Consider the following 21,044-nt stretch of genomic DNA (forward strand, 5'->3'; position numbering starts at 1 on the left):
CTTCCGCGCGGGGTGAGTCCCGCGGGGCGGCCGCGTGGATTTGTGAGGGACTAGGACCGAAGATGGCCGAAGGCGTGAAGCACGACTACCACCTGGTCAATCCGTCGCCCTGGCCCCTGATCGGTTCGATCTCGGCGACGGTGATGGCGCTGGGCGGCGTCACCTGGATGAAGGGCCTGTTCGGCCTGCCGCAGCACACGGCCTGGCTGTTCTTCGCCGGCCTCGCGGGCGTGCTGTTCACGATGATCGTCTGGTGGCGCGACGTGGTGATCGAAGCCAACCAGGGCGACCACACCCCGGTGGTCTCCCTCGGCCTGCGCTACGGGATGATCCTGTTCATCGCCTCGGAGGTGATGTTCTTCGTCGCGTGGTTCTGGATCTTCTTCGAGATGGCCCTGTTCCACGGCCACCGCGCCGGCGCCGGCGAGGCGATCGAGGAGGTCCGTCAGGCCTGGGCGACCTGGCCTCCGAAGGGCGTCGAGACCGTGCCCGCCTTCCAGCTGCCGCTGGTCAACACCCTGACCCTGCTGCTCTCCGGCACGACGGTGACCTGGGCGCACCACGCGCTGCAGACCGGCGACCGCAAGGGGGCCAAGATCGGTCTCTTCCTGACGATCTGCCTGGGGGTGCTGTTCACCTCGATCCAGGCCTACGAGTACCACCACATCATCGTGGCCAAGGAGTTCTTCTCGGAAGAGGCGGTCAACTCGGGCCTCTACGGCTCGTCCTTCTTCATGGCCACCGGCTTCCACGGCTTCCACGTGCTGATCGGGACCATCTTCCTGACGGTCTGCCTGATCCGCCTGCTGGGCGGCGGCTTCACCCCGCAGAAGCACTTCGGGTTCGAGGCGGCGGCCTGGTACTGGCACTTCGTCGACGTGGTGTGGCTGTTCCTGTTCGCCTTCATCTACGTGATCTTCGGAGCCCACGGCGGAGCCTAGTGTGGTGGATTTGAAGGGCCCACAGAGCTTGCGGCGGACGCAGCTGGGAACTTCGGAAACGGGACACTAGATGGCGAAGCCCAATCCTCTGCTGTCGGGTGCGGCCGGGCGCTGCCCCAACTGCGGAGAGGGCCACCTCTTCGAGGGCTTCCTGAAGGTGTCGCCGGTCTGCGAGGCCTGCGGTTTCGACCTGGCCAGGGCCGATTCCGGCGACGGGCCGGCGGTGTTCGTCATCCTGATCGCGGGTTTCATCGTGGCGTTCGGCGCGCTCTTCACCATGGTCGCCTTCCGCGCGCCGGTTTGGCTGACCTTGCTGATCTGGCTGCCCATGACGCTGGTCATCTGCCTGGCGCTGCTTCGGCCCATGAAGGGCCTGATGCTGGCGGCGCAGTTCATGAACAAGGCGAGCCAGGCGCGGAATGACTGAGGCCTGGGAACCGCAGATCGAAGCCCGCGCGGCCAAGCCGCCATCGCGGGGCTTTCCGGTCAGCCTCACGGTCGCCACGCTGATCGCGATGGCCATCCTGATCGGCCTGGGCGTCTGGCAGCTGCAGCGGTTGAAGTGGAAGGAAGGCCTGCTGGCCCATATCGCCGCCCTGCAGTCGGCGCCCGCGAGGCCGCTCGAGCCGCTGCTGGACGCGCTGGGCCAGGGCCGCGACGTGGACTTCACCCGCGTGGCCGTGGACTGCCCGGGCCTTTCCACCGCGCCCTTCGTCGAGATGTACGGGATCATCGACGGCCAGGCCGGGGCGCGGCTGATCTCGGCCTGTCCGGTGGCGAGCGCCCACTACCGCAGCGTGCTGGTGGACCGCGGCTTCGTGCCCGACACGGTCGCCGCCCGCCCGGCGGTCGATCCGGCGGGCAAGGCGCCGATGCGGCTGGTGGGCGTTCTGCGCAAGCCCGAGCGCGGCAACCTCTTCACCCCGCCCAGCACCGCCGCGCACTGGTATGTGCGCAACGCCGCCGGCATGGCCCGCAGCCTGAATGCGCCGCTGCCCGCGCCCTATTTCCTGATGGCCGAGAGCGTCACCAATCCGGAGTTCAAGGCGCTGGTCCCCGCGCCCCTGCCGACCGAGATCCCCAACCGGCACTTCGAATATGCGCTGACCTGGTTCGGCCTTGCCGGGTCCCTGCTCTGTGTCTATGCCGCAGCCCTCTTCAAGCGGATGAGGGGTTGATGCGGTACGTCTCCACGCGGGGGCAGGCGCCTTCGGTCGGTTTCATCGATGCGGTGCTTGGCGGGCTCGCGCCCGACGGCGGCCTCTATGTGCCCGAGACCTGGCCGCAGATCTCCGCCCAGGAGATCGCGGGCTTCGCCGACAAGCCCTACGCCGAGGTGGCGGCCCGGGTGATCGGCGCCTTCGCCGACGGCGAGATCGCGGCCGCCGACCTGAGGGAGATGTGCCACGAGGCCTACGCCACCTTCACCCACACCGCCGTCGTTCCGCTGACCCAGCTGCAGCCGGGCCTGTTCATCGCCGAGCTGTTCCACGGGCCGAGCCTCGCCTTCAAGGACGTGGCCATGCAGATCCTGGCGCGGCTCTACGACCACCTGCTGGGCCCCCAGAAGCGCAACCAGACGATCCTCTGCGCCACCTCGGGCGACACCGGCGGGGCGGCGGTCGAGGCCTTCCGCGGCCGGCGCAACGTGAAGGTCGTGGCGCTGTTCCCCGAAGGCCGCATCTCCGAGGTGCAGCGCCGGTTCATGACCACGGCGGCTGAGAGCAACGTCGCCTGCGTGGCGGTGAAGGGCTCGTTCGACGACTGCCAGGCGATCGTCAAACTGGCCTTCCAGGATCAGAGCCTGCGCCAGGCCGTCGACCTGTCGGGCGTCAATTCGATCAACTTCGCGCGGATCGCGGCGCAGGCGGTCTACTACTTCACCACCGCCGTCGCCCTGGGCGCGCCGGAGCGGAAGGTGTCGTTCTGTGTGCCCTCGGGCAATTTCGGCGACGCCTTCGCGGGCTATGTGGCGCACCGCATGGGCCTGCCGATGAGCCGGATCCTGGTGGCCACCAACTCCAACGACATCCTGGCCAGGACCTTCGAGACCGGCCGCTACACGCGCGGCAAGGTGCATCCGACCATGTCGCCCGCCATGGACATCCAGTCGGCCTCCAACTTCGAGCGGCTCTATTTCGAGGGCGTGCAGCGCGAGGCGACCGAGACCGCGCGGGCCTTCGCCGCCTTCGCCGACACCGGGGCGATCGACGTGCCGCCGCAGGCCTTCGCGGCCATGCGCGAGCTCTTCCGCGGCGTCTCGGTGAGTGAGGCCGACACCGTCCGCACCATCGTGGCGACGCTGAACGAGACTGGCGAGCTGATCGACCCTCACACGGCGGTCGCCGTCTCCGCCCAGGGCCGCGCCCACGACCTGGAGGGTCCGGTGGTGGTGATGTCCACCGCCCACCCCGCCAAGTTCCCGGAGGCGGTTGCCAAGGCCTGCGGCGTGACGCCCGAGCTGCCGCGCGGCGTCGCCGACCTGGTCAGCCGCCCCGAGCGCTTCGACCGCCTGCCGGCGGAGGCCGAGACCATCAAGGCCTATGTCCGCGCCTTCGCGGAGGGCTGATCCCATCGCGCCGACGCAGACACCCAAGGTCCACACGCTGTCGAACGGCGTCCGCGTCGTCTGCGACCCGATCCCCGGCCTGCAGACCGTGGCCCTGTCGGTGGTGGCCGGGCAGGGCGCGCGGGCCGAGGACGCGGTGCGCTCGGGCTGGTCGCACCTCCTGGAACACATGGTCTTCAAGGGCGCCGGCGGACGTTCGGCGCGCGAGATCGTCGAGGCGATCGAGGCCCAGGGCGGCAACATCAACGCCGCCACCGGCTACGAACGGACGAGCTTCCAGGTCCGCGCCCTGGCCGGCGGCCTCGACCTCGGCTGCGCGGTCATCGCCGACCTGGTGCAGCGCCCGACCATGGACGAGGCCGACCTCGCCAAGGAGAAACAGGTGGTCGGCCAGGAGATCGCCGAGGCGGCCGACGCGCCGGACGACCTGGTGTTCGAACTGGCCCAGACCGCGGCCTTCGAGGGCCAGCCGCTCGGCCGGCCGATCCTGGGCACCCCGCAGTCGATCGGGACCACGACGCCCACGACGCTGAGCGCCTGGCGGGCCAGCCTCTATGGGCCGAAGACGCTCGTCGTCAGCGCCGCGGGCGCGGTGGACGAGGACGAGCTCTTACGGCTGGCGGAACGCGACTTCGGCCATGGCGCGGACGACGGGGCGGCGCTGGCGGCGCCCGAGCCCGCGATCTTCACCGGCGGCCAGCGGCCGGTCGCCAAGAAGCTGGAGCAGGCCAATCTGGTGCTGCTGCTGCCGGCCGTGGGCGTGAAGGACGACGGCTATTTCGCGCTGCGTCTGCTGGCCGAGATCCTCGGCGGCGGCATGGCCTCGCGGCTCTTCCAGGAGGCCCGCGAGAAGCGCGGCCTGGCCTACGCCATCGACGCCTATTCCGAGACCTATGCCGACACCGGCGTTCTCGGCGTCTTCGCCGGCTGCGCGGCGGGCGATGCGGCCGAACTCGCCCGGGTGGCGGCGGGCGAGATCATGGGCATGCTGCAGCCGGTCGGCGAGGCCGAGCTCTCCCGCGCCAAGGCGCAGCTGAAGGGCGCGATGTTCATGGGCCGCGAAGGCGCGCTGGCCCGCGCCGAACAGGCCGCGGGCCAGGTGCTGCTGTTCGGCCGCACGCTCGATCCCGCCGAGGTGGCCGCCGAGGTCGACGCGGTGACGCCGGGCGACCTGGTGACGCTGACAGAGCGCATCCTGGCGCATAGGCGCGCGGCGATGGCGGTGCTGGGCCCGAAGACCGCGCTGAAGGCCGCCCCGGCGTTCGAGGCCGCGCTGTTCGGCTAACTCTGCGGGCCGATCAAGCGGCCCAGCGCGTCCAGATAGACCGCGAACGCCTTGCGGCCCGCCGGCGTGATCCGCACCTGGGTGCGGGGCTTGCGGCCGAGGAAGCCCTTCTCGATGGCCACGTATTTGGCGTCTTCCAGCTTGCGCAGCTGCACCGAGAGGTTGCCCTGGGTGACCTCCAGAATGGCCTTCAGCTCGTTGAAGTCGGCCACTTCGGCATTGGCGAGATAGGCCATGACGCCCAGGCGAAGGCGTCCGTGGATGACCTCGTCGATCTTGCCGATGTCATAGTCGCCCAACTTAGGCGCTCCGGCGGCTCTGGCGCAGCATGAAGAGGCCGGGAAGCAGCATGAAGGCGAACATGCCGACCCCCGCCGCGACGACGAAGCCTCCCATGTTGTCGATGAAGATGGCCATGGCGAAGCCCGTGGCGAACCAGCCGATGGCGACCAGCGCCAGCCAACTCTTGCGGCGCAGCATGTAGGCGACCAGCCAGGCCAGGCCCTGCAAGATCATCACGACGCAGGGATAGATCAGCCAGACGCCGAGGCTGTGCCAGCGCCAAGCCACCGACCCGATCACCAGCACCAGCGCCAGGTTGGTGGCGCCCACGGCGCCGAAGACGGAGCCGACCGCCCGGCTGGTGGCCCCGCCAGCGGCCCCGCTGCGATTCCGCCGAATGATCCAGATCAAGAGGCCCAGGAAAACCACCGTCGGCCCCAGCCCGATGGCCAGGGCGACCGGTCCGCCGGCCGGCGCGAGGCCGAAGAACTGACCGCCGTGCAGCAGCATCTGGACGCAGTAGCAGAGACCGGCGGCGGAGTAGGTTTCGCCGAATTGCTTCTGCCAGTCGTCCGTCGGCTCTACGAGCGCGCGCATGAACGCGAGGTCGTCTCGGGCGCTGTCGGTGTTCATCGGGCAGTCTCCGGCAAGCCGATGGAAGGGACTTACGACGAGTCGGCGAACCCGCGCCGTCCCGCAACGGATAGGTCATTTAGTCTATGATGTAAACTAGTCTGCAACGCATGATTCGTCCCAACTTGCCCCGGCGGGGCAATTGCGCGACTTTCCCCCAATGGCCCTGCTGGACTGGATCGCGCCGGAGAGCGGCCTTCGCGTCGATGGCGAGGGGATCAGCCTGCGGCCTCCCAGGGCCTCGGACTATGCGGAGTGGCGCGAGCTGAGGGCGGTGAGCCGCGCCTTCCTCCAACCCTGGGAGCCCACCTGGCCGGCCGACGACCTGGGCCGCCCGGCCTTTCGCCGGCGGCTCACCGCCTACGCCCGGGACCGTGACGCGGGCGCGGCCTACCCGTTCTTCGTGTTTCGGGACGAGGACGGAGCGCTCACCGGCGGGATCACGCTTTCCAACGTGCGCCGCGGCGTCGCCCAGATGGGCTCGGTCGGCTACTGGTGCGGCAGGCCCTTCGCGCGGCAGGGGCACACGCTGGCGGCGGTCCGCGCGCTCAGCGATTTCGCCTTCCGCACGCTCAGCCTTCACCGCCTGGAGGCCGCCTGCATCCCGAATAACGCCCCATCGCGTCGATTGTTGGTCAAAGCGGGCTTCCAGGAGGAAGGATTCGCTAAGGCTTATCTTAAAATTAACGGCGACTGGCGAGATCATGTTCTGTTCGGATTGATCTCGCCCTTCAAGAGGCCGGAGGGACCGGACGAAGGCGTGTCGGTCTGATCCGACGCTCACGTTTTGGTGGGGCGCAGTTCCCTTGGCTATGCCGAATGACCGTTGGATGTGGGACGCCACCTCGACGCTTGAAGCGTTGGGCGCGGCCGACGTCGCCCTATGGGTCTGGGAGCCCGAGCGCGACCGCATGCGGCTGACCGGCGCGACGCGGGCCCTGGGTCTGGGCCCGCTCGCCCCCGACTGCTCGTCCGCCGCCCTTCGCGCGCTCGCCCTGCCGCAGGACCGCGCCTACGCCGAGGACATCCTGCGGGTGCAGGAGCCCGGGACCGAGGTCGCGGTGCGGCTGCGCATGCGAGGGGCCGGTATCTCCATCTGGCGGGGCGTCTGGCTCGAGGAAGGCTGCCGCGCCGCCGGCGTGGTCGCCCCCGAGACCCGCTTCGCCGCCTCCGACCAGGACCTGCTGACCGGCCTTCTGGACCGCCGCAGCTTCATCACCCGCGCCCGCGAGCAACTGCAGGTCCCCGGCCACTACGAGGTGATCGTCGCCGACCTCGACCGCCTGCGCCGCCTGAACGAGGCGCTGGGCCACGAACGCGCCGACCTGGTGCTGGCCGCCCTCGGCTCGCGCCTGGCCGCGGCCTTCCCCTCGGACGCCATCCTGGCCCGCATCGGCGAGGACGAATTCGCCGCCATGGCGCCGGTCGGCGCCTCACCCGGCGCGGAGATGCTGCGCCGCGCGCTGGAACAGCCGCTCAGGGTCGCGGGCTTCGACATCCATCCCACCCTCTCGATCGGCGCGGTGGACGCCCACGGCGGCGTCGATGCGCCGGAAGCCGCCGAACTGCTGCGCCGCGCCGAACTGGCCGTGGAATCGGCCAAGAGCCATGGCCGCGGCGGGGCCGCCGCCTACGGCCGCGGCCTGGAAAGCGACGGCCTGTCGCGCCTGGCCCTGGAGGGCGACCTCAAGGGCGCGCTCGGCCGCGGCGAACTGGTGCCGTTCTACCAGCCGATCGTGCGGCTCTCGACCGGCGCTCTGTCCGGCTTCGAGGCCCTGGTCCGCTGGCGCCACCCGCGCCGCGGCCTGCTGATGCCCGACACCTTCCTGCCGCTCTGCGAAGAGATGGGGCTGATGGAGGAGCTGGGCGCGATGATGATGCGCGAGGCGGCCAAGCAGCTCGCCGCCTGGCGGCTCAAGCACAAGGCGGCCGGCGAACTGACCGTCGCCGTGAACCTCTCCACCCACGAGATCGACCGGCCGGACCTGGTGAGCGACGTCGCCGCCATCCGCCGCGAGACCGGCCTGCCGCCGGGCGCGCTGAAGCTCGAGGTCACCGAGGGCGACGTCATGCGCGATCCGGAGCGGGCGGCGGTGATCCTGGCCGAGCTGCGCGGGGCCGGCGCGGCGCTCGCGCTCGACGATTTCGGCACCGGCTTCTCCTCGCTCTCCTACCTGACCCGCCTGCCCTTCGACACGCTGAAGATCGACCGCTACTTCGTGCGCACCATGGCCACCAACGAGGGCTCGCTGAAGATCGTCTCATCGGTGGTGAAGCTGGGACAGGACCTGGCGCTGGAAGTGGTCGCCGAGGGCGTCGAGAACGCCGGCATGGCCCGCCAACTGCTGGCGCTCGGCTGCGACTACGGCCAGGGCTTCGGCTATGCGCCGGCGCTGTCGGCCCAGGAGGCCGAGGTCTACCTCAACGAAAGCTATGTCGACGGCGCGGCCCCGGTGAAGGCCAAGGGCTCGCGGGGCTAGGCCCGTCCCGCCGTCGAACTCAGCCGCTCCGGATCGACGCCGAGCTTGGCGAGCGCGCGGCTCCATTTGCGACCGTAGTCGTGACCGAAGATCAGCTCGTCGTCCGCCTCGCAGGTCAGCCAGACGTTCTCCTTGATCTCGTTCTCCAGCTGGGCGGCGCCCCAGCCGGCGTAGCCCAGGGCCAGCAGGCTGCGGGTGGGCGCGCCCTCGTGGTTGGCCATCGCCTCCAGCACCTCCCGGGTGGCGGTGAGCGCGACGCCCGGGCTCACATCCAGGCTGTGCTCGCCCTGGTAGTCGGTGGTGTGCAGCACGAAGCCGCGCTCGCGCTCGACCGGCCCGCCCAGCAGCACCAGGTCCGGCGGAAGCGTGATGGTGGCCTCGATCTCCAGCCGCTCCAGCAGGTCGGGGACGGTCAGTCCCTCGATCGGCCGGTTCAGCGCCAGGCCCATGGCGTGCTCTTCGTCGTGGGCACAGATCAGGATGAGCGCGCGCTCGAAGCGCGGGTCGGAGATGCCCGGCATCGCGATCAACAGCTGGCCGCAGAAGAATCCGCCTTCCATGGCCTCGACATTTGACCCCGGACGTGGCGCTTTCAAGGGCCGTCTGCCCGCGCGCGCTTGCTCTGCGCGAAGATGACGCTATCTGCCCCTGAACACCAAGAAGCTCCCCATCAGAGGAACGGACCCATGACCATCAAAGTCGGCGACAAGCTGCCCAGCGTAACCCTCACCCTGGCGACCGCCGAGGGTCCGAAGCCGGTGACCACCGACGAGTTCTTCGGAGGGAAGAAGGTGGCGCTGTTCGCGCTCCCCGGCGCATTCACGCCCACCTGCTCGGCCAAGCACCTGCCGGGCTTCAAACAGCTGGCCGGCGACATCAAGGCCAAGGGCGTCGACGTGATCGCCTGCCTGTCGGTCAACGACGCCTTCGTGATGCGAGCCTGGGCCGAGGACCAGGCGGTGGGCGAGGACATCGCCATGCTGGCCGACGGCGGGGCGGCCTTCACCGACGCGGTGGGCCTGGCGTTCGACGCCTCGCGCTTCGGCATGGGCAAGCGCTCGCAGCGCTATTCGATGATCGTCGACGACGGCGTGGTGAAGGAGCTCAACATCGAGGAAGGCGGCGAATTCCGCGTCTCGGCGGCGGACTACCTGCTGGCCCAGCTCTAAGACCGTCAGGAGGCCCCGCAGGCGCGAGCCGCGGGGCCGTCCTCAGGCGCTACTTCTTGGTCGCCATCGCGCCCGTCGACATCGCGCCCGTCGACATGGAGCCGGTCGACATCGCGCCGGCCGACATGGCCATCGGCTTCTTCTTCATCGCCTTCTTCTTCATCGGCTTCTTCATGGCGTGGTCGCCCATGGCGTCCGACTTCATGCCGTCGGCGTGCATGGGCGAAGAGGCCATGGCGCCGGTCGACATCGCGCCGCTGGTCGCCATGGGCTTTTCCTGAGCCAGGGCGCCGCCGGCGAAGGCGGTGGCGATGCTGAGAGCCGCGAGCGCGGTCAGGGTCTTGCGGAGGGTCATTTCGAGTTTCCTTTGGGTTTGAACCGGGCAAGCCGGCAGGGTCTCCTCCGCGGCGTCGCGGAGAATGGGGGTCGGACGGCGATGTGAGGGGGATCAGCTCTTGGCGGCCGCCAGGATGGGTCCGCCGGGTCCGGCCTGGACCAGGATGGCGGTCTTCAGGCCGGCCGGGGCGACCGGCACCGCGTAGCTCCTGGCCCCGCCGTTCCAGTCGCCGAGCCGGGTCAGCTCGCGCACCACATTCTTGATCGGCAGGGTCTTGCCGCCGTTCTCGCCCCGCTTGACCGGCACCTGCAGGACGCTCGGGTCATAGCGGACCAGCCAGACCTGGGCGGGGCGGGCGGACGCGGGGCCGGCGACCTCGACGCGGGTCGGCTGCAGGCTCACGGCGGGCCCGCCGGCCGGCAGCAGGGCCCGGCGCAGCGTCTGGTCGATGGCCGGCACGCTCTGGCCGACGGTGTCGAGGCGGCCGTTCACCACCACCTGCGGCGTGCCGACGTTGTCGTGGCGAAGACCGCGGGCGTAGTCCCACTGGCGGTCGGTGAACTTCTTCTGGGCGAAGGTGTCCTTCCAGCCGAGGTTGTCCCAATAGGTGACCCCGAACGAGAGCGCGAGGATGTCCGGCCGAGCGGAGATCGCGGCGACCGCCACATCGGCCGGCGGGCAGGACGAGCAGCCCTGGCTGGTGAACAGCTCCACGACCTGCAGCGGGGCCGCCGGCTGGGCGAAGGCGGGCGCGGCGAGGGCCAGGGTGGCCGCCGCCAGGGCGCCTGTGATCGGTCGGTTCATCGTCATCTCCGGCGAAGTTCGATGACAGGTTCGCAGCGCGACGTGGTTCGGTTACCAAGACCTTGTTGTAACCTTTCGCCGGGTGTCGCGAATTCCTTAAAAGGCGGCGTTGGACGAGATCGAACCCAGACTGCGAGGCTTGATGCTCGCCGGCCTCGCCGGGGAGGCCGGGCCCTATCGCCGGCTGCTCGACGAATTGAGCGGATTGCTGCGCGGCTACTACGGCCGCCGCTGCCCGCCGGGCGTCGATGCCGAAGACCTGGTGCAGGAGACGCTGATCGCGGTGCACACGCGCAGAGCCACCTATGACGCGGGCCAGCCCTTCACCGCCTGGGCCTATGCGATCGCGCGCTACAAGCTGATCGACGCGCTGCGCCGTGGCCGCGCCCACCTGCGCGCGCCGCTGGAGGCCGCCGACGCCTTGTTCGTCCCGGCCGGCGCGGACGCCGCCATGGCGCGCCGCGACCTCGACCGGGTGATGGCCGACCTGCCGGCCCGCACCCGCGACCTGATCCGCGACGTGAAGATCGCGGGCCTGTCGACGCGCGAGGCGGCGGAGAAGCACGGCATGAGCGAGACGGCCGTGAAGGTCGCCGTGCACCGGGGCCTGAAGTCGCTGGGCGGCAAGTACGGAGGCTCGCCCGGCGATGAAGACTGACGAGCTGATCCAGAACCTGTCGGGCGACCTGGCCCCGGTGGCGCCCGGCGCGGCGGCGCGGCGCGTGGCGCTGGGCCTGGGCGGCGGGGCGGTGGTCGCCACGGCCGTGATGCTGGCCTGGCTCGGCCTGCGCCCGGACCTCGCCCAGGCGGTCACGACGACGATGTTCTGGATGAAGTTCGGCTATGCGGTGGCGACCGGCCTGATCCTGGCGGCGGTGCTGATCCGGCTGGCCAAGCCCGCGGTGCCCGCGGGCGCCCTGGCGGCTTTCGCCGGCGCGCCCCTGGCAGTCGTGATCGTCATGGCGCTGGTCAGGTTCGCCAACGCGCCGCCGGAAACCCATCGGGCGCTCCTGATGGGCCACTCCTCGTCGCTCTGCCCCTGGCGCATCCTGGTGATCGGCCTGCCGCTGCTGGTGGGCGCGGTCTGGGCGGTGCGCGGGCTCGCGCCGACCCGCCTGCTGCTGGCGGGCCTCGCAGCCGGCGGGGCGGCCGGCGGCCTGGGGGCGGCGATCTACGCCTTCGCCTGCAACGAGACTTCCGCCCCGTTCCTGGCCATCTGGTACACGCTCGGCATGGCCCTGGTGGCGGCGCTGGGCGCGCTCGGCGGCTCGCGCCTCCTGAGGTGGCGTTAGGGCTTCGGGAACGGCTTGCTCAGGTAGCGCGAGCCGCGCTCGCCGAAGCGCCAGGGGACATCGACCGCCTTGGTGATGCCGATGCGTGGGCCCACCACGACGTCCGCCGCCGGGCCCGGCTCCAGGGCGAAGGGCGGCCGATCGACCCGAAAACCGTTCTGGTCGTGGGTCACGCCCATCGCCTGGCAGAGCCGCCCGGGCCCTGAGCACAAGAGGCGCGGGTCCTCCAGGCCGCGGCGGGCGATCATCAGGTCGAGGCCTTCGGTGGGCTCGATGGCGCGGATCAGGACCGCGCTGCCCGGCGTCGGGCCGCAGACCAGGTTCATGCACCAGTGGATGCCGTAGGAGCGGTAGACGTAGATCACCCCCGGGGGCCCGAACATCACCGCGTTGCGCGGCGTGGGCCCGGAGAAGCTGTGCGAGGCCGGATCCTCGAAGTGATAGGCCTCGGTCTCGACGATCCGGCCGCCGACGCCGTCCAGGGTGAGCGTCCAGCCGATCAGCGTGCGCGCCGCCTCGCTCGAGGCGCTGATGAACAGCTCGGCTTGACGGCGCAGGGCCTCGCGGCGCGAAATGGGGGCAATCATAAGCGGAGGATTTCGCATGCCGTACGTCGAGGGCCAAACTATCCACGACGCCGACAGCCACGTGATGGAGCTGCCGGGGACGATCAACCGCTACATCGATCCGAAATTCCGCGAGGCCTTCGTCGAGAAGACCGGGCGCAAGGACGTGCTGCCCGAATGGTTCGCCAAGGCCGCCGCCCAGATGGAGAACCCGGAGTTCCTGGCCGGGGCGGAAGCCAACATCCTGCTGCGCAAGAACTATGAAGCGCTGGGCGCCTTCAAGGCCGCCGACCGCCCGAAGACCCTCGACTACCTGGGCTTCGCGAGCCAGCTGGTGTTCACGACAGCCTGCCTGTCGAACTTCGGACTGGAGCAGATGGGCGAGGTCGAGCTCGCCGCCGAGGCGGCGCGGGCCCACAACCGGATGATGACCGAGTTCTGCGGGGTGGACCGCCGGCTCCTGGCCACCGGCTATGTGCCGCTGATCGACCGGGCCCGGGCGCCGGAGATCGCGCGCGAGGCCATTGCGCTGGGCGCCAAGGCCCTGGTGATCCCGTCGCGCCATCCGCCGGGCTTTTCGCCCAGCCACCGGGAGCTGGATCCGCTGTGGGCGCTGGCCCAGGAGGCCGGCCTGCCGATCCTCTTCCACGTCGGCGGCGAGGAGAAGATGGCCAAGGACTACCTGGAGAACGGCCTGCCGTTCGTGAAGGACTTCCATGGCGGCGACGAGAACTTCACTTCGCTCACCTTCATGGCGATCCCGCTCAGCCTCTGGCAGACGCTGTCGGCGCTGGTGATCGACGGGGTGTTCGACCGCTTCCCGCGGCTGAAGTGGGGGGCGATCGAGCTCGGCGCCTCATGGCTGCCCAGCCTGATGCATTTCCTGGATTCCGGGGTCGCGGCCTTCGGCAAGGAGGAGCGGCTGCATACGCTCTCCGGCAAGCCCAGCGAGATCCTGCGCCGGCAATTCCGCGCCACGCCCTATCCGCACGAGGACACCCGCTGGATCATCGAGAATTCGGGCGAGGACATGTGCCTGTTCTCGTCGGACTTCCCGCATGTGGAGGGCGGCCGCAATCCGCTGAAGCGGTTCAACGACTGCCTGGAGGGGGTGTCGGCGAGCGCGCGGGGGAAGTTCTTCCGCGACAACTTCATCGACCTGATGGGCGCGGGCCTCGATCCGGCCCTGCACGACCTGCCCGAACTTAGGGCCGCCTGAGCTCAGGCTGCCTTGACGGCCTCACGGGTCGGCGGGCCGGCGGCCATCGCGCGTTCGATGGCCTCCATCAGCTCGTGAATCTGGATCGGCTTGGAGCTGTGCTCGGTGAACCCGAGCTCCAGATAGCGCTTGCGGCCGCCGGAGGTGACGTCGGCGGTGAGCGCCACGACCGGGGCGTCGCGGTTCGGACTGTCGCCGGCCCGCAGGCGCTCCAGCACCTCGACCCCGGTCATGCCGGGCATCTGGATGTCCAGCAGCAGCAGATCGAAGGAACTCACGGCGAGGGCTTCCAGGGCCTCGGCGCCGCTGGCGGCCTTGGCGACTTCGTGACCGAAGCTGGCGAGGAGCTGGTCGAGCACCAGCAGGTTCACCGCATTGTCGTCGACCGTCAGGATCCGCAGGCCGGTGAGCGGGGCGGCGACGTCTTCGGCCGCCTGGGCGGGCTTGGGCGCCTCCACGCCGTCCGCCAGGGCCAGCGGCAGCTTGATGTGGAAGGTCGAGCCCTTGCCCAGCTCGCTCTCCGCCCAGATCTTGCCGCCCATCAGCTCGACGAGCTGCTTGGCAATGGCCAGGCCCAGGCCCGTGCCGCCGAATTTGCGCACCTCGGACTCGTCGCCCTGGCTGAAGCGGGTGAACAGGTGCGGCAGGTGCTCGGCCGGAATGCCCATGCCGGTGTCGCGGACCGCCAGGTGCATCAGGACCGCGCCTTCGCCGTTGGGCATGGCGTCGGCGATCACCTCGACCGAGCCGGTCTCGGTGAACTTGAGCGCATTGCCGACCAGGTTGAACAGCACCTGGCGCAGCCTGAGCGCGTCGATCAGCGCGAAGTTGGGCACGCTCTTGGCGACGCTGAGGTTGAGGGCCACGCCCTTCTCGTCGGCGCCGGCGCCCCAGAATCCGACCAGGCGGTCCAGGAAGAGTGGCATGTCCTCGGGCGCCGGCATGATGTCCAGGCGCCCGGCGTCGATCTTCGAGACGTCCAGGATGTCGTTGAGGATCGAGAGCAGATAGTCGCCGCTGTCGAGCAGCACCGCGAGGCGTTCCTTCTGCGTCGGGTCGGTCTCGTCGCGCTGCAGGAGCTGGGCCATGCCCAGCACGCCATTCATCGGCGTGCGGATCTCGTGGCTCATGGTGGCCAGGAAGTTGGCCTTGGCGCGGCCGGCCTGGCGGGCTTCCTCGCGCGCCTCGTCGGCGGCGAGCCGCTCGGCCAGCGCCCGGTCGCGGGCCGCTTCGAGCTCGGGGATCAGGGCCAGGTTTTCAAGGAAGGCGGAGTGCCAGGCGCTGATCACATAGCGGCTGGTCTCGGTCATGACGGTCAGGAGCACCCCCAGGGTCGCGAGCGTCACCAGCACCCCGGCGCAGGCCAGCGGCGACAGCAGGTAGACGGCCAGGCCGCTGGCGGCCGCCATGGCCGGGCCGGCGAGGCCCCAGAACACCCACCGCGACAGCACCCCCGCCGACATGCCCACCGCCAGCATGGTCGCGGCCTGCAGGCCGAACACGAACAGCGCCGCCGGCTCTCCGCTCAGGGAGAGGAACGCCGCGGGCGCGACGTAGACGCCGGCCCGTACGACGCAGAGAACCGCAAGCTTGCGGAACCCCGCCTGGATCTCGACGCCGTTCGAGGTGGCGATCAGGTGTTTGAGCAGGCGGTCGTGCCCCAAGACCATGAGGGACCAGCCGACGAAGGCGGCGACACCGGCCACGGGATGGCCGATCATCGCCAGACAGACCGCGCCGAGCCCGTTGGCCAAGGTGTGCCATTTCAACGGCAGCATCAGGCCCGCGAGCGTCATCTGGTAGATCGTCGACGTGAGCTTTGGGCTCTCTTCGACGGCCTCGCCGTTGCAATACCGGTCCATGCGCCGCCCTCAGCCCGCGTCAACCATGCGGGCAAAGGGTAAATCTTCGGAAAATGCAATCAGGGGGTGCAGCTAGGACGCAAGCGCGCTCGCGGGTGTCGATTCCAGGTCCTCGGCGCCGTCCATCAGGCCGTCGGCGAGGCCGGGCGCCTGGGCCAGGACCTGGCCCGCGAAGACCCGCGCCAGCGCCGCCTTGCCCTTGAGCCAGGGGTCGTCGGATCCGGCCGCGGCCAGGGCTTGGCGGCCCAGCAGGGCCCCGCCGATCACGTCGCCGGCGAGCTTCAGATAGGGCGTGGCGGCCGCCAGGCTGGGCGCGCCGCGGTTGGCCAGCAGCCAGTCGGTGGCCCGCTCCAGCGCCGCGACCCCGGCGGCGAGGCGGCGGCCCACGCTGGCCAGGTCCGGGACCTCGGTCAGGTTTTCGGCGGTCAGGGCCAGCTCCGCGCAGAGGCTGCGCATCACCGCGCCGTCGGCCATGCCCACCTTTCGGCCGACCAGGTCGATCGCCTGGATGCCGTTGGTGCCCTCGTAGATCGGGGCGATGCGGGCGTCGCGATAGTGTTGGGCCGCGCCGGTCTCTTCGATGAAGCCCATGCCGCCGTGCACCTGCACGCCCAGCGAGGCCACCTCGACGCCGACGTCGGTGGACCAGGCCTTGGCGATCGGGGTGAGCAGCTCCTGGCGCGCCTTGGCGGCCGCGCGCTCGTCCTCGCTCTCGGCAAGGCGGGCGATGTCGGCCAGCACGCCGGTGGTCAGGCAGATGGCGCGCGCCGCCTCGATCTTGGCTTTCATCAGCATCAGCATCCGGCGCACGTCGGGGTGGCCGTAGATGGTCCCGTCCGCCTCCCAGGCCGTGCGGCCCTGCTTGCGCTCCTGGCTGAAGGCCAGCGCCTGCTGGAAGGCCCGCTCGGCGATGGCGACGCCCTGGACGCCGACCTGCAGGCGCGCGGCGTTCATCATGACGAACATGTGCGGCAGGCCCTGGCCGAGCTCGCCGACCAGTTCGGCCTGGGCGCCCTCGTAGAGCATGACGCAGGTGGGCGAGCCGTGGATGCCGAGCTTGTGCTCGATGGAGCCGGGGCGGAAGTCGTTGCGGCCGCCCAGGGTCCCGTCGTCCTTCACGGCGAACTTGGTGGTCAGGAACAGGCTGATGCCCTTCACGCCCGGAGGCGCGTCCGGCGTGCGCGCCAGGACCAGGTGGCAGATGTTGTCGGCGACGTCGTGATCACCCCAGGTGATGAAGATCTTCTGGCCCGTGAGCTTGTAGCCGCCGTTCCCGTCGGGGTCGGCGCGGGTGGTGATCTGGCCAAGGTCGGAGCCGGCCTGCGGCTCGGTCAGCACCATGGCGCCCGGCCATTCGCCGGAGACCAGCTTGGGCAGGATCAGCCGCTTCTGGCGCTCGGCGCCGTGCAGCTCGAGCGCCTCGATGGCGCCCTGGGTCAGCATGGGGCAGAGGCCGAAGGCCATGTTGGCGGCGTGGACCATCTCGAAGACGGCCAGCTCCATGGCTTTCGAGAGGCCCTGGCCGCCGTGTTCGGGCGCGGCGGAGAGCGAGTTCCAGCCGTCGGCCACGAAGGCCTTGTAGGCCTCGGCGAAGCCGGGCGCGGCGGTGACGGCGCCGTTGGCGTAGCGAGCGCCCTGGAGGTCACCCACCCGGTTCAGCGGGGCCAGCACATCGTTGGCGAAAGCTCCGGCCGCTTCCAGGACCGCGCCCACGGTGTCGGCGTCGAGGTCCGGATAGGCCCGCGCGATCAGGGCGTCATGCCCGACGGTGGAGAGCGCGAAGGCGAGGTCCCGGACGGGCGCGCGGAAGGTCATCGAGAGGCTCCGGATCAGCTTGCGGCGGTGTTTTAGGCTCAGGCGCCCCAGATGTCGCGCGCGTAGCGGACGAAGTTGGTCCCGAGGATCTTCTCCAGGCGCGCCGGCTTGTGGCCCCGGGCGGCGAGCAGGCGGTAGAGCTTCCTGAACTGGTCGGGGCCCCGCAGGTCATCGACGAACGGATGGGTGTCGGCCCGCTCGCCCGCCGCGGCGATCCCCTTGGCGACCCGGTCGTCGTGTTCCTTGGAGAGCGCGGCCTTGTACGCTTCCAGGTCGTCGATCGGCGTGGTGCCGCCGTCGGTGCCGATGCCGACGTGGTCCTCGCCGCAGACGTTCAGGGCGTGCTCGATGTGGGCGACCACGTCGGCGGAGGTCGGGTGGCCGGAGAGATTCAGGAACGGCATGAAGTAGATCCCGACGAAGCCGCCCCTGTCGGCGACCAGCTTCAGCTCCTCGTCGGTCTTGTTGCGCGGCAGGTCGGTGAGCGCGCGGCAGCCGGTGTGGTTGATCGAGATCGGCTGCTTCGAGGCCCGCGCGGCGTCCAGGCAGATCTGCCGGCCGGAGTGGGAGAGGTCGACCATCACCCTGTTGGCGTTGAGGCGCTCGACCACCTCGTGGCCGAATTTGGTGAGGCCGCGGCCCTCCGGCGCCATGGAGCCGTCGCCGAGTTGGTTGGCGACGTTGTAGGTGAGCTGGACGATGCGGACGCCGAGGTCGGCGAAGATGTCCGCGCGGGCGGGGTCGCTCCCCATCTGGGCCGCGTTCTGGAAGCCGTAGATGATCCCGATCTTCTTCTCGGCCTTGGCGCGGGCGATGTCGGCGACCGTCGTGACCTTCAGGACGTCGCGCGCTTGCTGGCGGATCAGGACATCGAACATGCCGATGTCGGCGATCGAGTCCTGGAACGGATCCTTGGCGCTGGCGACATAGCCGATCGTCCAGTTGACCGCCGTCATGCCTGAGGCCCGGGCGTCGGCGAGGATGCGCGGCGTCAGCACGGGCCGCGGGTGCTCGACGGTGTCGTTGGCGTCCAGCAGCCCGCCCAGCGCATTGATCACCGTCAGGCCGGCTATGGGGTCCTTGGACCCGGCGGCGAGCGCGGGCGTGGCGGCGGCCGCGGCCGAGAGGGCGAGGACGGTGCGGCGGCTCAAGGTCATTCGTCGTCTCCGATATCGCCCTTGCTGAGGGGCTTGAAGTCGCGGCGCGGATAGGCGCGCCCGCGCTTGATGGTCGTCTCGAGGCTCTTCAGGTTCTCGATGTCGGCCAGCGGGTCCTTCGCAAGCACGATCATATCGGCGAGCTTTCCCGGCGCGAGGGTCCCCATGTCGGCTTGCTGGCCGGCGGCGCGGGCCCCGACCTCGGTCGCCGAATGGATCACCTGCGCCGGCGTCATGCCCAGCCGGACCAGGGCCGCGAATTCCTGATGCACGGTGGGCCAGGGGTCGTCCCAGGGCGCCTGCCAATCGGTGCCCGTGGTGACCGGCACGCCGGCGCGGACCGCCTGGCGGGTCAGGGCCGCGGCCATGGCGCCGCTGCATAGGGCGGGCTTCATCTTCGGGGTCTTGGCCCGCAGCCGTTCCTGCTCCTCGTAGATGCTGACGGTCGCGTCGAGGATGGTCCCCTGCGCCGTCATGGTCTCGTAGAGCCGTCCGATCACCGGGTTGTCGCCGGCCAGGAACGGGGCCGGGTCCATCGGCGTGCGCGCCTGGTAGCTCGGCGGCGTGCCGGCGACAGCGTGGCCGAGGCCGCAGGCGTGGGACACCACATCGGCGCCGGCGGCGAGCACGTCGGCGGCTGTGGCCGGATAGACGGTGCTGTGCGCCCAGACCTTGAGGCCCTGGCGGTGGGCCTCGGCGGTGATCTTCGCGACGAGATCGGCCGGCAGGTTCGCGTAGATCTTGATCGCCGTGGCCGAGGTGCCCTTGGCCAGGGTGACGGCGGTGCGGATATCGGTGTCCGCGTCGATGGACTGCATCCAGGGCGCCTGGCCGGGCGTGACCCCGAAGTTCGCCGCATGGGTGCGCGGGTCGACGAAGAAGCTCGGGCCGGCCATCAGGGCGGCGTAGTAGATGTCCGGGCCGGGAATCTCGGCGGCGCGGGAGGCGCGGGCGAGCTCGGCCACGGCGCGCAGGTCGTCGGCCATGTCGCGGATCGCGGTCACCCCGCCATAGAGGTCGCGGCGCATGTTGGCCTCGGCCATCCGGCGGTTGGGCGGCGTCGCCAGGTGTTCGTGGCTGTCGATCAGGCCGGGCAGCAGATATTTGCCCGAGAGGTCGACGGTCTTGGCGCCCGGCGGCGGCGAGACCTTGTCGTCCGGCCCGACGGCGGCGATCCGCTCGCCGACCACCAGCACCGACATCCCCGGACGCGGCGGGCCGCCGGTCCCGTCGATGAGGGTCGCACGGCGATAGAGGGTCGCCGTCGGCGCGTCTGCGGCGCGGACCGGTCCCACCGCCAGCGCCATGACGCACGCCGCGACGACGGCTCCCAAGCCTGACCGGATCACGCAATCCCTCCCGCTGACGGCGTAAGCGATAGGCGCCCCGCCCGCGCCGGGCAAGGGCAACGCAGCGTCACCATCGGCGTTACCGCTCGCATGGACATGCTCCGCACCCTGATCGGTCCGGATAACGGCGATGCGAGCGCGCTCCAGCTCTGCGCGCGGGCGGTGATCCTGTTCCTCGTGGGCATCGCCTACATCCGCATCGCCGGTCGTCGGACGTTCTCCCAGGCGTCGCCCCTGGACATCGTCGTGGCGCTGGTCGTGGGGTCGAACCTTAGCCGGGCGATGACCGGCAAGGCGCCGTTCTGGCCGGCGCTCGCGGCGACCCTGCTGCTGGTCGTCCTGCACCGCGTCTTCGCGATGCTGACGATCCGCTGGGGCTGGCTGGCCAAGCTGATGAAAGCCGAGCCCGTCGTGCTGCTCCGCGATGGCGTGGAGGACCACAAGGCCATGGCCTCCCACGGCATCGGGCACGCCGACCTGCTGGAGGGTCTTCGCCTGGAACAGGTCGAGCGGCCGGAGGACGCGCATCTGGCGACCCTGGAGAACAACGGCCGGATCAGCGTCGTACGCCGGGGCTCCGCGGCCTAGGCGGGAATAAAATCCCCGTCCGCGCCGTCTTTCCGTCAAGCTTGCCGCGAACCATGTTCAGCGGGACGACCTCTTGGAGACGGTACGATGACGCGCACGATAGCGGTGGCCCTGGTGGTTTCGGCGGTGCTCTGCGGGCCGGCCTTGGCCAATCCCTCGATCCAGGACCCGGCGAAGGTCCCGGCGGGGACCTACGTGCTCGACAAGCGGCACGCGAGCCTGACCGCGAAGATCGTCCACATGGGCTTTTCGCACTACACCCTGCGCCTCAACGGCCTGGACGGCGGCTTCACCTACGACCCGGCCAACTGGCAGGCGACCAAGGTGACCTTCACCGTCGATCCCAAGTCCGTCGACACCAACGACCCGTCGTTCAACAAGCAGATCGCCGGCTACTTCGACGCCGATAAATACCCGACCATCAGCTTCGTCTCGACGAGCCTCCAGGGCCAGGACGGCAAGGGGACCATGACCGGCGACCTCACCTTCCACGGGGTGACCAAGCCGGTGACCCTGGACGTCACCTTCGCGGGCGCTGGCCACGGGGTGACGCCGCTCGGCACCCGCCTGGGGTTCTCCGGAACCACCCAGATCAAGCGGTCCGACTTTGGGGTCAACAACGTCTTCCTGAACCAGTTCACCGCCGACGAGGTTGATGTGATCTTCGAAGGCGAGTTCGAAAAGAAGTAGACCGCC

General features: G+C 70.0%; 23 protein-coding genes. 13 read left to right on the plus strand and 10 right to left on the minus strand.

The annotated features are described in order from the left end of the window. Nucleotides 1-62 precede the first annotated feature (62 nt). From ACESMY_RS07360 to ACESMY_RS07380, 5 genes are all read left to right on the plus strand, one after another. Nucleotides 63-941: a cytochrome c oxidase subunit 3 gene (locus tag ACESMY_RS07360; protein ID WP_372783752.1), complete on the plus strand. Its 879-nt coding sequence runs from the start codon at nucleotides 63-65 to the stop codon at nucleotides 939-941. A 70-nt stretch (nucleotides 942-1,011) separates the two neighbouring features. Next, entirely contained in the window at nucleotides 1,012-1,368 is a 357-nt protein-coding gene (locus tag ACESMY_RS07365; RefSeq protein ID WP_372783753.1) for a DUF983 domain-containing protein, read from the plus strand. After that, nucleotides 1,361-2,119: an SURF1 family protein gene (locus ACESMY_RS07370; RefSeq protein ID WP_372783755.1), complete on the plus strand. Its 759-nt coding sequence runs from the start codon at nucleotides 1,361-1,363 to the stop codon at nucleotides 2,117-2,119. Before ACESMY_RS07365 ends, ACESMY_RS07370 begins: the two co-directional genes overlap by 8 nt. Further along, nucleotides 2,119-3,510 (plus strand): threonine synthase, encoded by a 1,392-nt coding sequence (thrC, locus tag ACESMY_RS07375; RefSeq protein ID WP_372783757.1) that lies wholly within the window; start codon nucleotides 2,119-2,121, stop codon nucleotides 3,508-3,510. The genes ACESMY_RS07370 and thrC overlap by 1 nt, the downstream gene beginning before the upstream one ends. Further along, nucleotides 3,485-4,795 carry a M16 family metallopeptidase gene (locus ACESMY_RS07380; protein WP_372783759.1) on the plus strand — a complete coding sequence of 437 codons (1,311 nt, stop codon included), beginning with the start codon at nucleotides 3,485-3,487 and terminating at the stop codon, nucleotides 4,793-4,795. Before thrC ends, ACESMY_RS07380 begins: the two co-directional genes overlap by 26 nt. Here ACESMY_RS07380 and ACESMY_RS07385 read toward each other — a convergent pair. Beyond that, nucleotides 4,792-5,094 carry a winged helix-turn-helix domain-containing protein gene (locus ACESMY_RS07385; RefSeq protein ID WP_372783761.1) on the minus strand — a complete coding sequence of 101 codons (303 nt, stop codon included), beginning with the start codon at nucleotides 5,092-5,094 and terminating at the stop codon, nucleotides 4,792-4,794. The two genes, ACESMY_RS07380 and ACESMY_RS07385, sit on opposite strands and share 4 nt — an antisense overlap. Before the next feature lies 1 nt (nucleotide 5,095). Beyond that, entirely contained in the window at nucleotides 5,096-5,710 is a 615-nt protein-coding gene (locus ACESMY_RS07390; protein ID WP_372783763.1) for a hypothetical protein, read from the minus strand. Between the two features lie 160 nt (nucleotides 5,711-5,870). Here ACESMY_RS07390 and ACESMY_RS07395 point away from each other — a divergent pair, with 160 nt between their 5' ends. Next, the gene (locus tag ACESMY_RS07395; RefSeq protein ID WP_372784053.1) at nucleotides 5,871-6,482 is read left to right on the plus strand and encodes a GNAT family N-acetyltransferase; all 612 of its coding nucleotides are present in this window, start codon (nucleotides 5,871-5,873) and stop codon (nucleotides 6,480-6,482) included. 40 nt (nucleotides 6,483-6,522) lie between these two features. Beyond that, on the plus strand, nucleotides 6,523-8,190 hold the full coding sequence (locus ACESMY_RS07400) for a putative bifunctional diguanylate cyclase/phosphodiesterase (protein ID WP_372784055.1): 1,668 nt from the start codon (nucleotides 6,523-6,525) through the stop codon (nucleotides 8,188-8,190). Here the strand turns inward: ACESMY_RS07400 and ACESMY_RS07405 are convergent. Then, entirely contained in the window at nucleotides 8,187-8,750 is a 564-nt protein-coding gene (locus ACESMY_RS07405) for a YqgE/AlgH family protein (RefSeq protein WP_372783765.1), read from the minus strand. The two genes, ACESMY_RS07400 and ACESMY_RS07405, sit on opposite strands and share 4 nt — an antisense overlap. Nucleotides 8,751-8,876: 126 nt before the next feature. Here ACESMY_RS07405 and ACESMY_RS07410 point away from each other — a divergent pair, with 126 nt between their 5' ends. Next, on the plus strand, nucleotides 8,877-9,359 hold the full coding sequence (locus ACESMY_RS07410; protein WP_372783767.1) for a peroxiredoxin: 483 nt from the start codon (nucleotides 8,877-8,879) through the stop codon (nucleotides 9,357-9,359). A 49-nt stretch (nucleotides 9,360-9,408) separates the two neighbouring features. On the opposite strand, the gene ACESMY_RS07415 is transcribed toward ACESMY_RS07410, so the two are convergent. Together ACESMY_RS07415 and ACESMY_RS07420 are read right to left on the minus strand one after the other, a co-directional pair. Next, nucleotides 9,409-9,714 (minus strand): hypothetical protein, encoded by a 306-nt coding sequence (locus tag ACESMY_RS07415; protein WP_372783769.1) that lies wholly within the window; start codon nucleotides 9,712-9,714, stop codon nucleotides 9,409-9,411. Nucleotides 9,715-9,807: 93 nt separating this feature from the next. Further along, complete coding sequence (locus ACESMY_RS07420; RefSeq protein WP_372783771.1) at nucleotides 9,808-10,500, minus strand: DUF1223 domain-containing protein; 693 nt, start codon at nucleotides 10,498-10,500, stop codon at nucleotides 9,808-9,810. A 109-nt stretch (nucleotides 10,501-10,609) separates the two neighbouring features. Here ACESMY_RS07420 and ACESMY_RS07425 point away from each other — a divergent pair, with 109 nt between their 5' ends. Beyond that, on the plus strand, nucleotides 10,610-11,158 hold the full coding sequence (locus ACESMY_RS07425; RefSeq protein ID WP_372783773.1) for a sigma-70 family RNA polymerase sigma factor: 549 nt from the start codon (nucleotides 10,610-10,612) through the stop codon (nucleotides 11,156-11,158). Continuing rightward, nucleotides 11,148-11,792 carry an NrsF family protein gene (locus tag ACESMY_RS07430; RefSeq protein ID WP_372783775.1) on the plus strand — a complete coding sequence of 215 codons (645 nt, stop codon included), beginning with the start codon at nucleotides 11,148-11,150 and terminating at the stop codon, nucleotides 11,790-11,792. The genes ACESMY_RS07425 and ACESMY_RS07430 overlap by 11 nt, the downstream gene beginning before the upstream one ends. Here the strand turns inward: ACESMY_RS07430 and ACESMY_RS07435 are convergent. After that, entirely contained in the window at nucleotides 11,789-12,379 is a 591-nt protein-coding gene (locus tag ACESMY_RS07435) for a DNA-3-methyladenine glycosylase (RefSeq protein ID WP_372783777.1), read from the minus strand. The two genes, ACESMY_RS07430 and ACESMY_RS07435, sit on opposite strands and share 4 nt — an antisense overlap. 16 nt (nucleotides 12,380-12,395) lie before the next feature. Between ACESMY_RS07435 and ACESMY_RS07440 the strand changes: the two genes are divergently transcribed. Then, a complete protein-coding gene (locus tag ACESMY_RS07440) occupies nucleotides 12,396-13,577 on the plus strand; it encodes an amidohydrolase family protein (protein WP_372783779.1) in 1,182 nt (393 codons plus the stop codon). A gap of 2 nt (nucleotides 13,578-13,579) precedes the next feature. Here the strand turns inward: ACESMY_RS07440 and ACESMY_RS07445 are convergent, their stop codons facing one another. The 4 genes from ACESMY_RS07445 to ACESMY_RS07460 form a co-directional block, all read right to left on the minus strand. Next, entirely contained in the window at nucleotides 13,580-15,439 is a 1,860-nt protein-coding gene (locus ACESMY_RS07445) for an ATP-binding protein (protein ID WP_372783781.1), read from the minus strand. Between the two features lie 72 nt (nucleotides 15,440-15,511). Next, nucleotides 15,512-17,254 (minus strand): acyl-CoA dehydrogenase, encoded by a 1,743-nt coding sequence (locus ACESMY_RS07450; RefSeq protein ID WP_372783783.1) that lies wholly within the window; start codon nucleotides 17,252-17,254, stop codon nucleotides 15,512-15,514. A gap of 38 nt (nucleotides 17,255-17,292) precedes the next feature. Beyond that, nucleotides 17,293-18,411 (minus strand): dipeptidase, encoded by a 1,119-nt coding sequence (locus ACESMY_RS07455; protein ID WP_372783785.1) that lies wholly within the window; start codon nucleotides 18,409-18,411, stop codon nucleotides 17,293-17,295. Beyond that, nucleotides 18,408-19,760: an amidohydrolase family protein gene (locus ACESMY_RS07460; protein WP_372783787.1), complete on the minus strand. Its 1,353-nt coding sequence runs from the start codon at nucleotides 19,758-19,760 to the stop codon at nucleotides 18,408-18,410. Before ACESMY_RS07460 ends, ACESMY_RS07455 begins: the two co-directional genes overlap by 4 nt. A gap of 90 nt (nucleotides 19,761-19,850) precedes the next feature. On the opposite strand from ACESMY_RS07460, the gene ACESMY_RS07465 reads away from it, so the two are divergent. After that, nucleotides 19,851-20,348 (plus strand): DUF421 domain-containing protein, encoded by a 498-nt coding sequence (locus ACESMY_RS07465; protein ID WP_372783789.1) that lies wholly within the window; start codon nucleotides 19,851-19,853, stop codon nucleotides 20,346-20,348. Between the two features lie 87 nt (nucleotides 20,349-20,435). Then, complete coding sequence (locus ACESMY_RS07470; protein WP_372783791.1) at nucleotides 20,436-21,038, plus strand: YceI family protein; 603 nt, start codon at nucleotides 20,436-20,438, stop codon at nucleotides 21,036-21,038. The last annotated feature ends 6 nt before the right edge of the window (nucleotides 21,039-21,044 follow it).

This window comes from Phenylobacterium sp. (assembly GCF_041691455.1).
Taxonomy (GTDB): Bacteria; Pseudomonadota; Alphaproteobacteria; order Caulobacterales; family Caulobacteraceae; genus Phenylobacterium.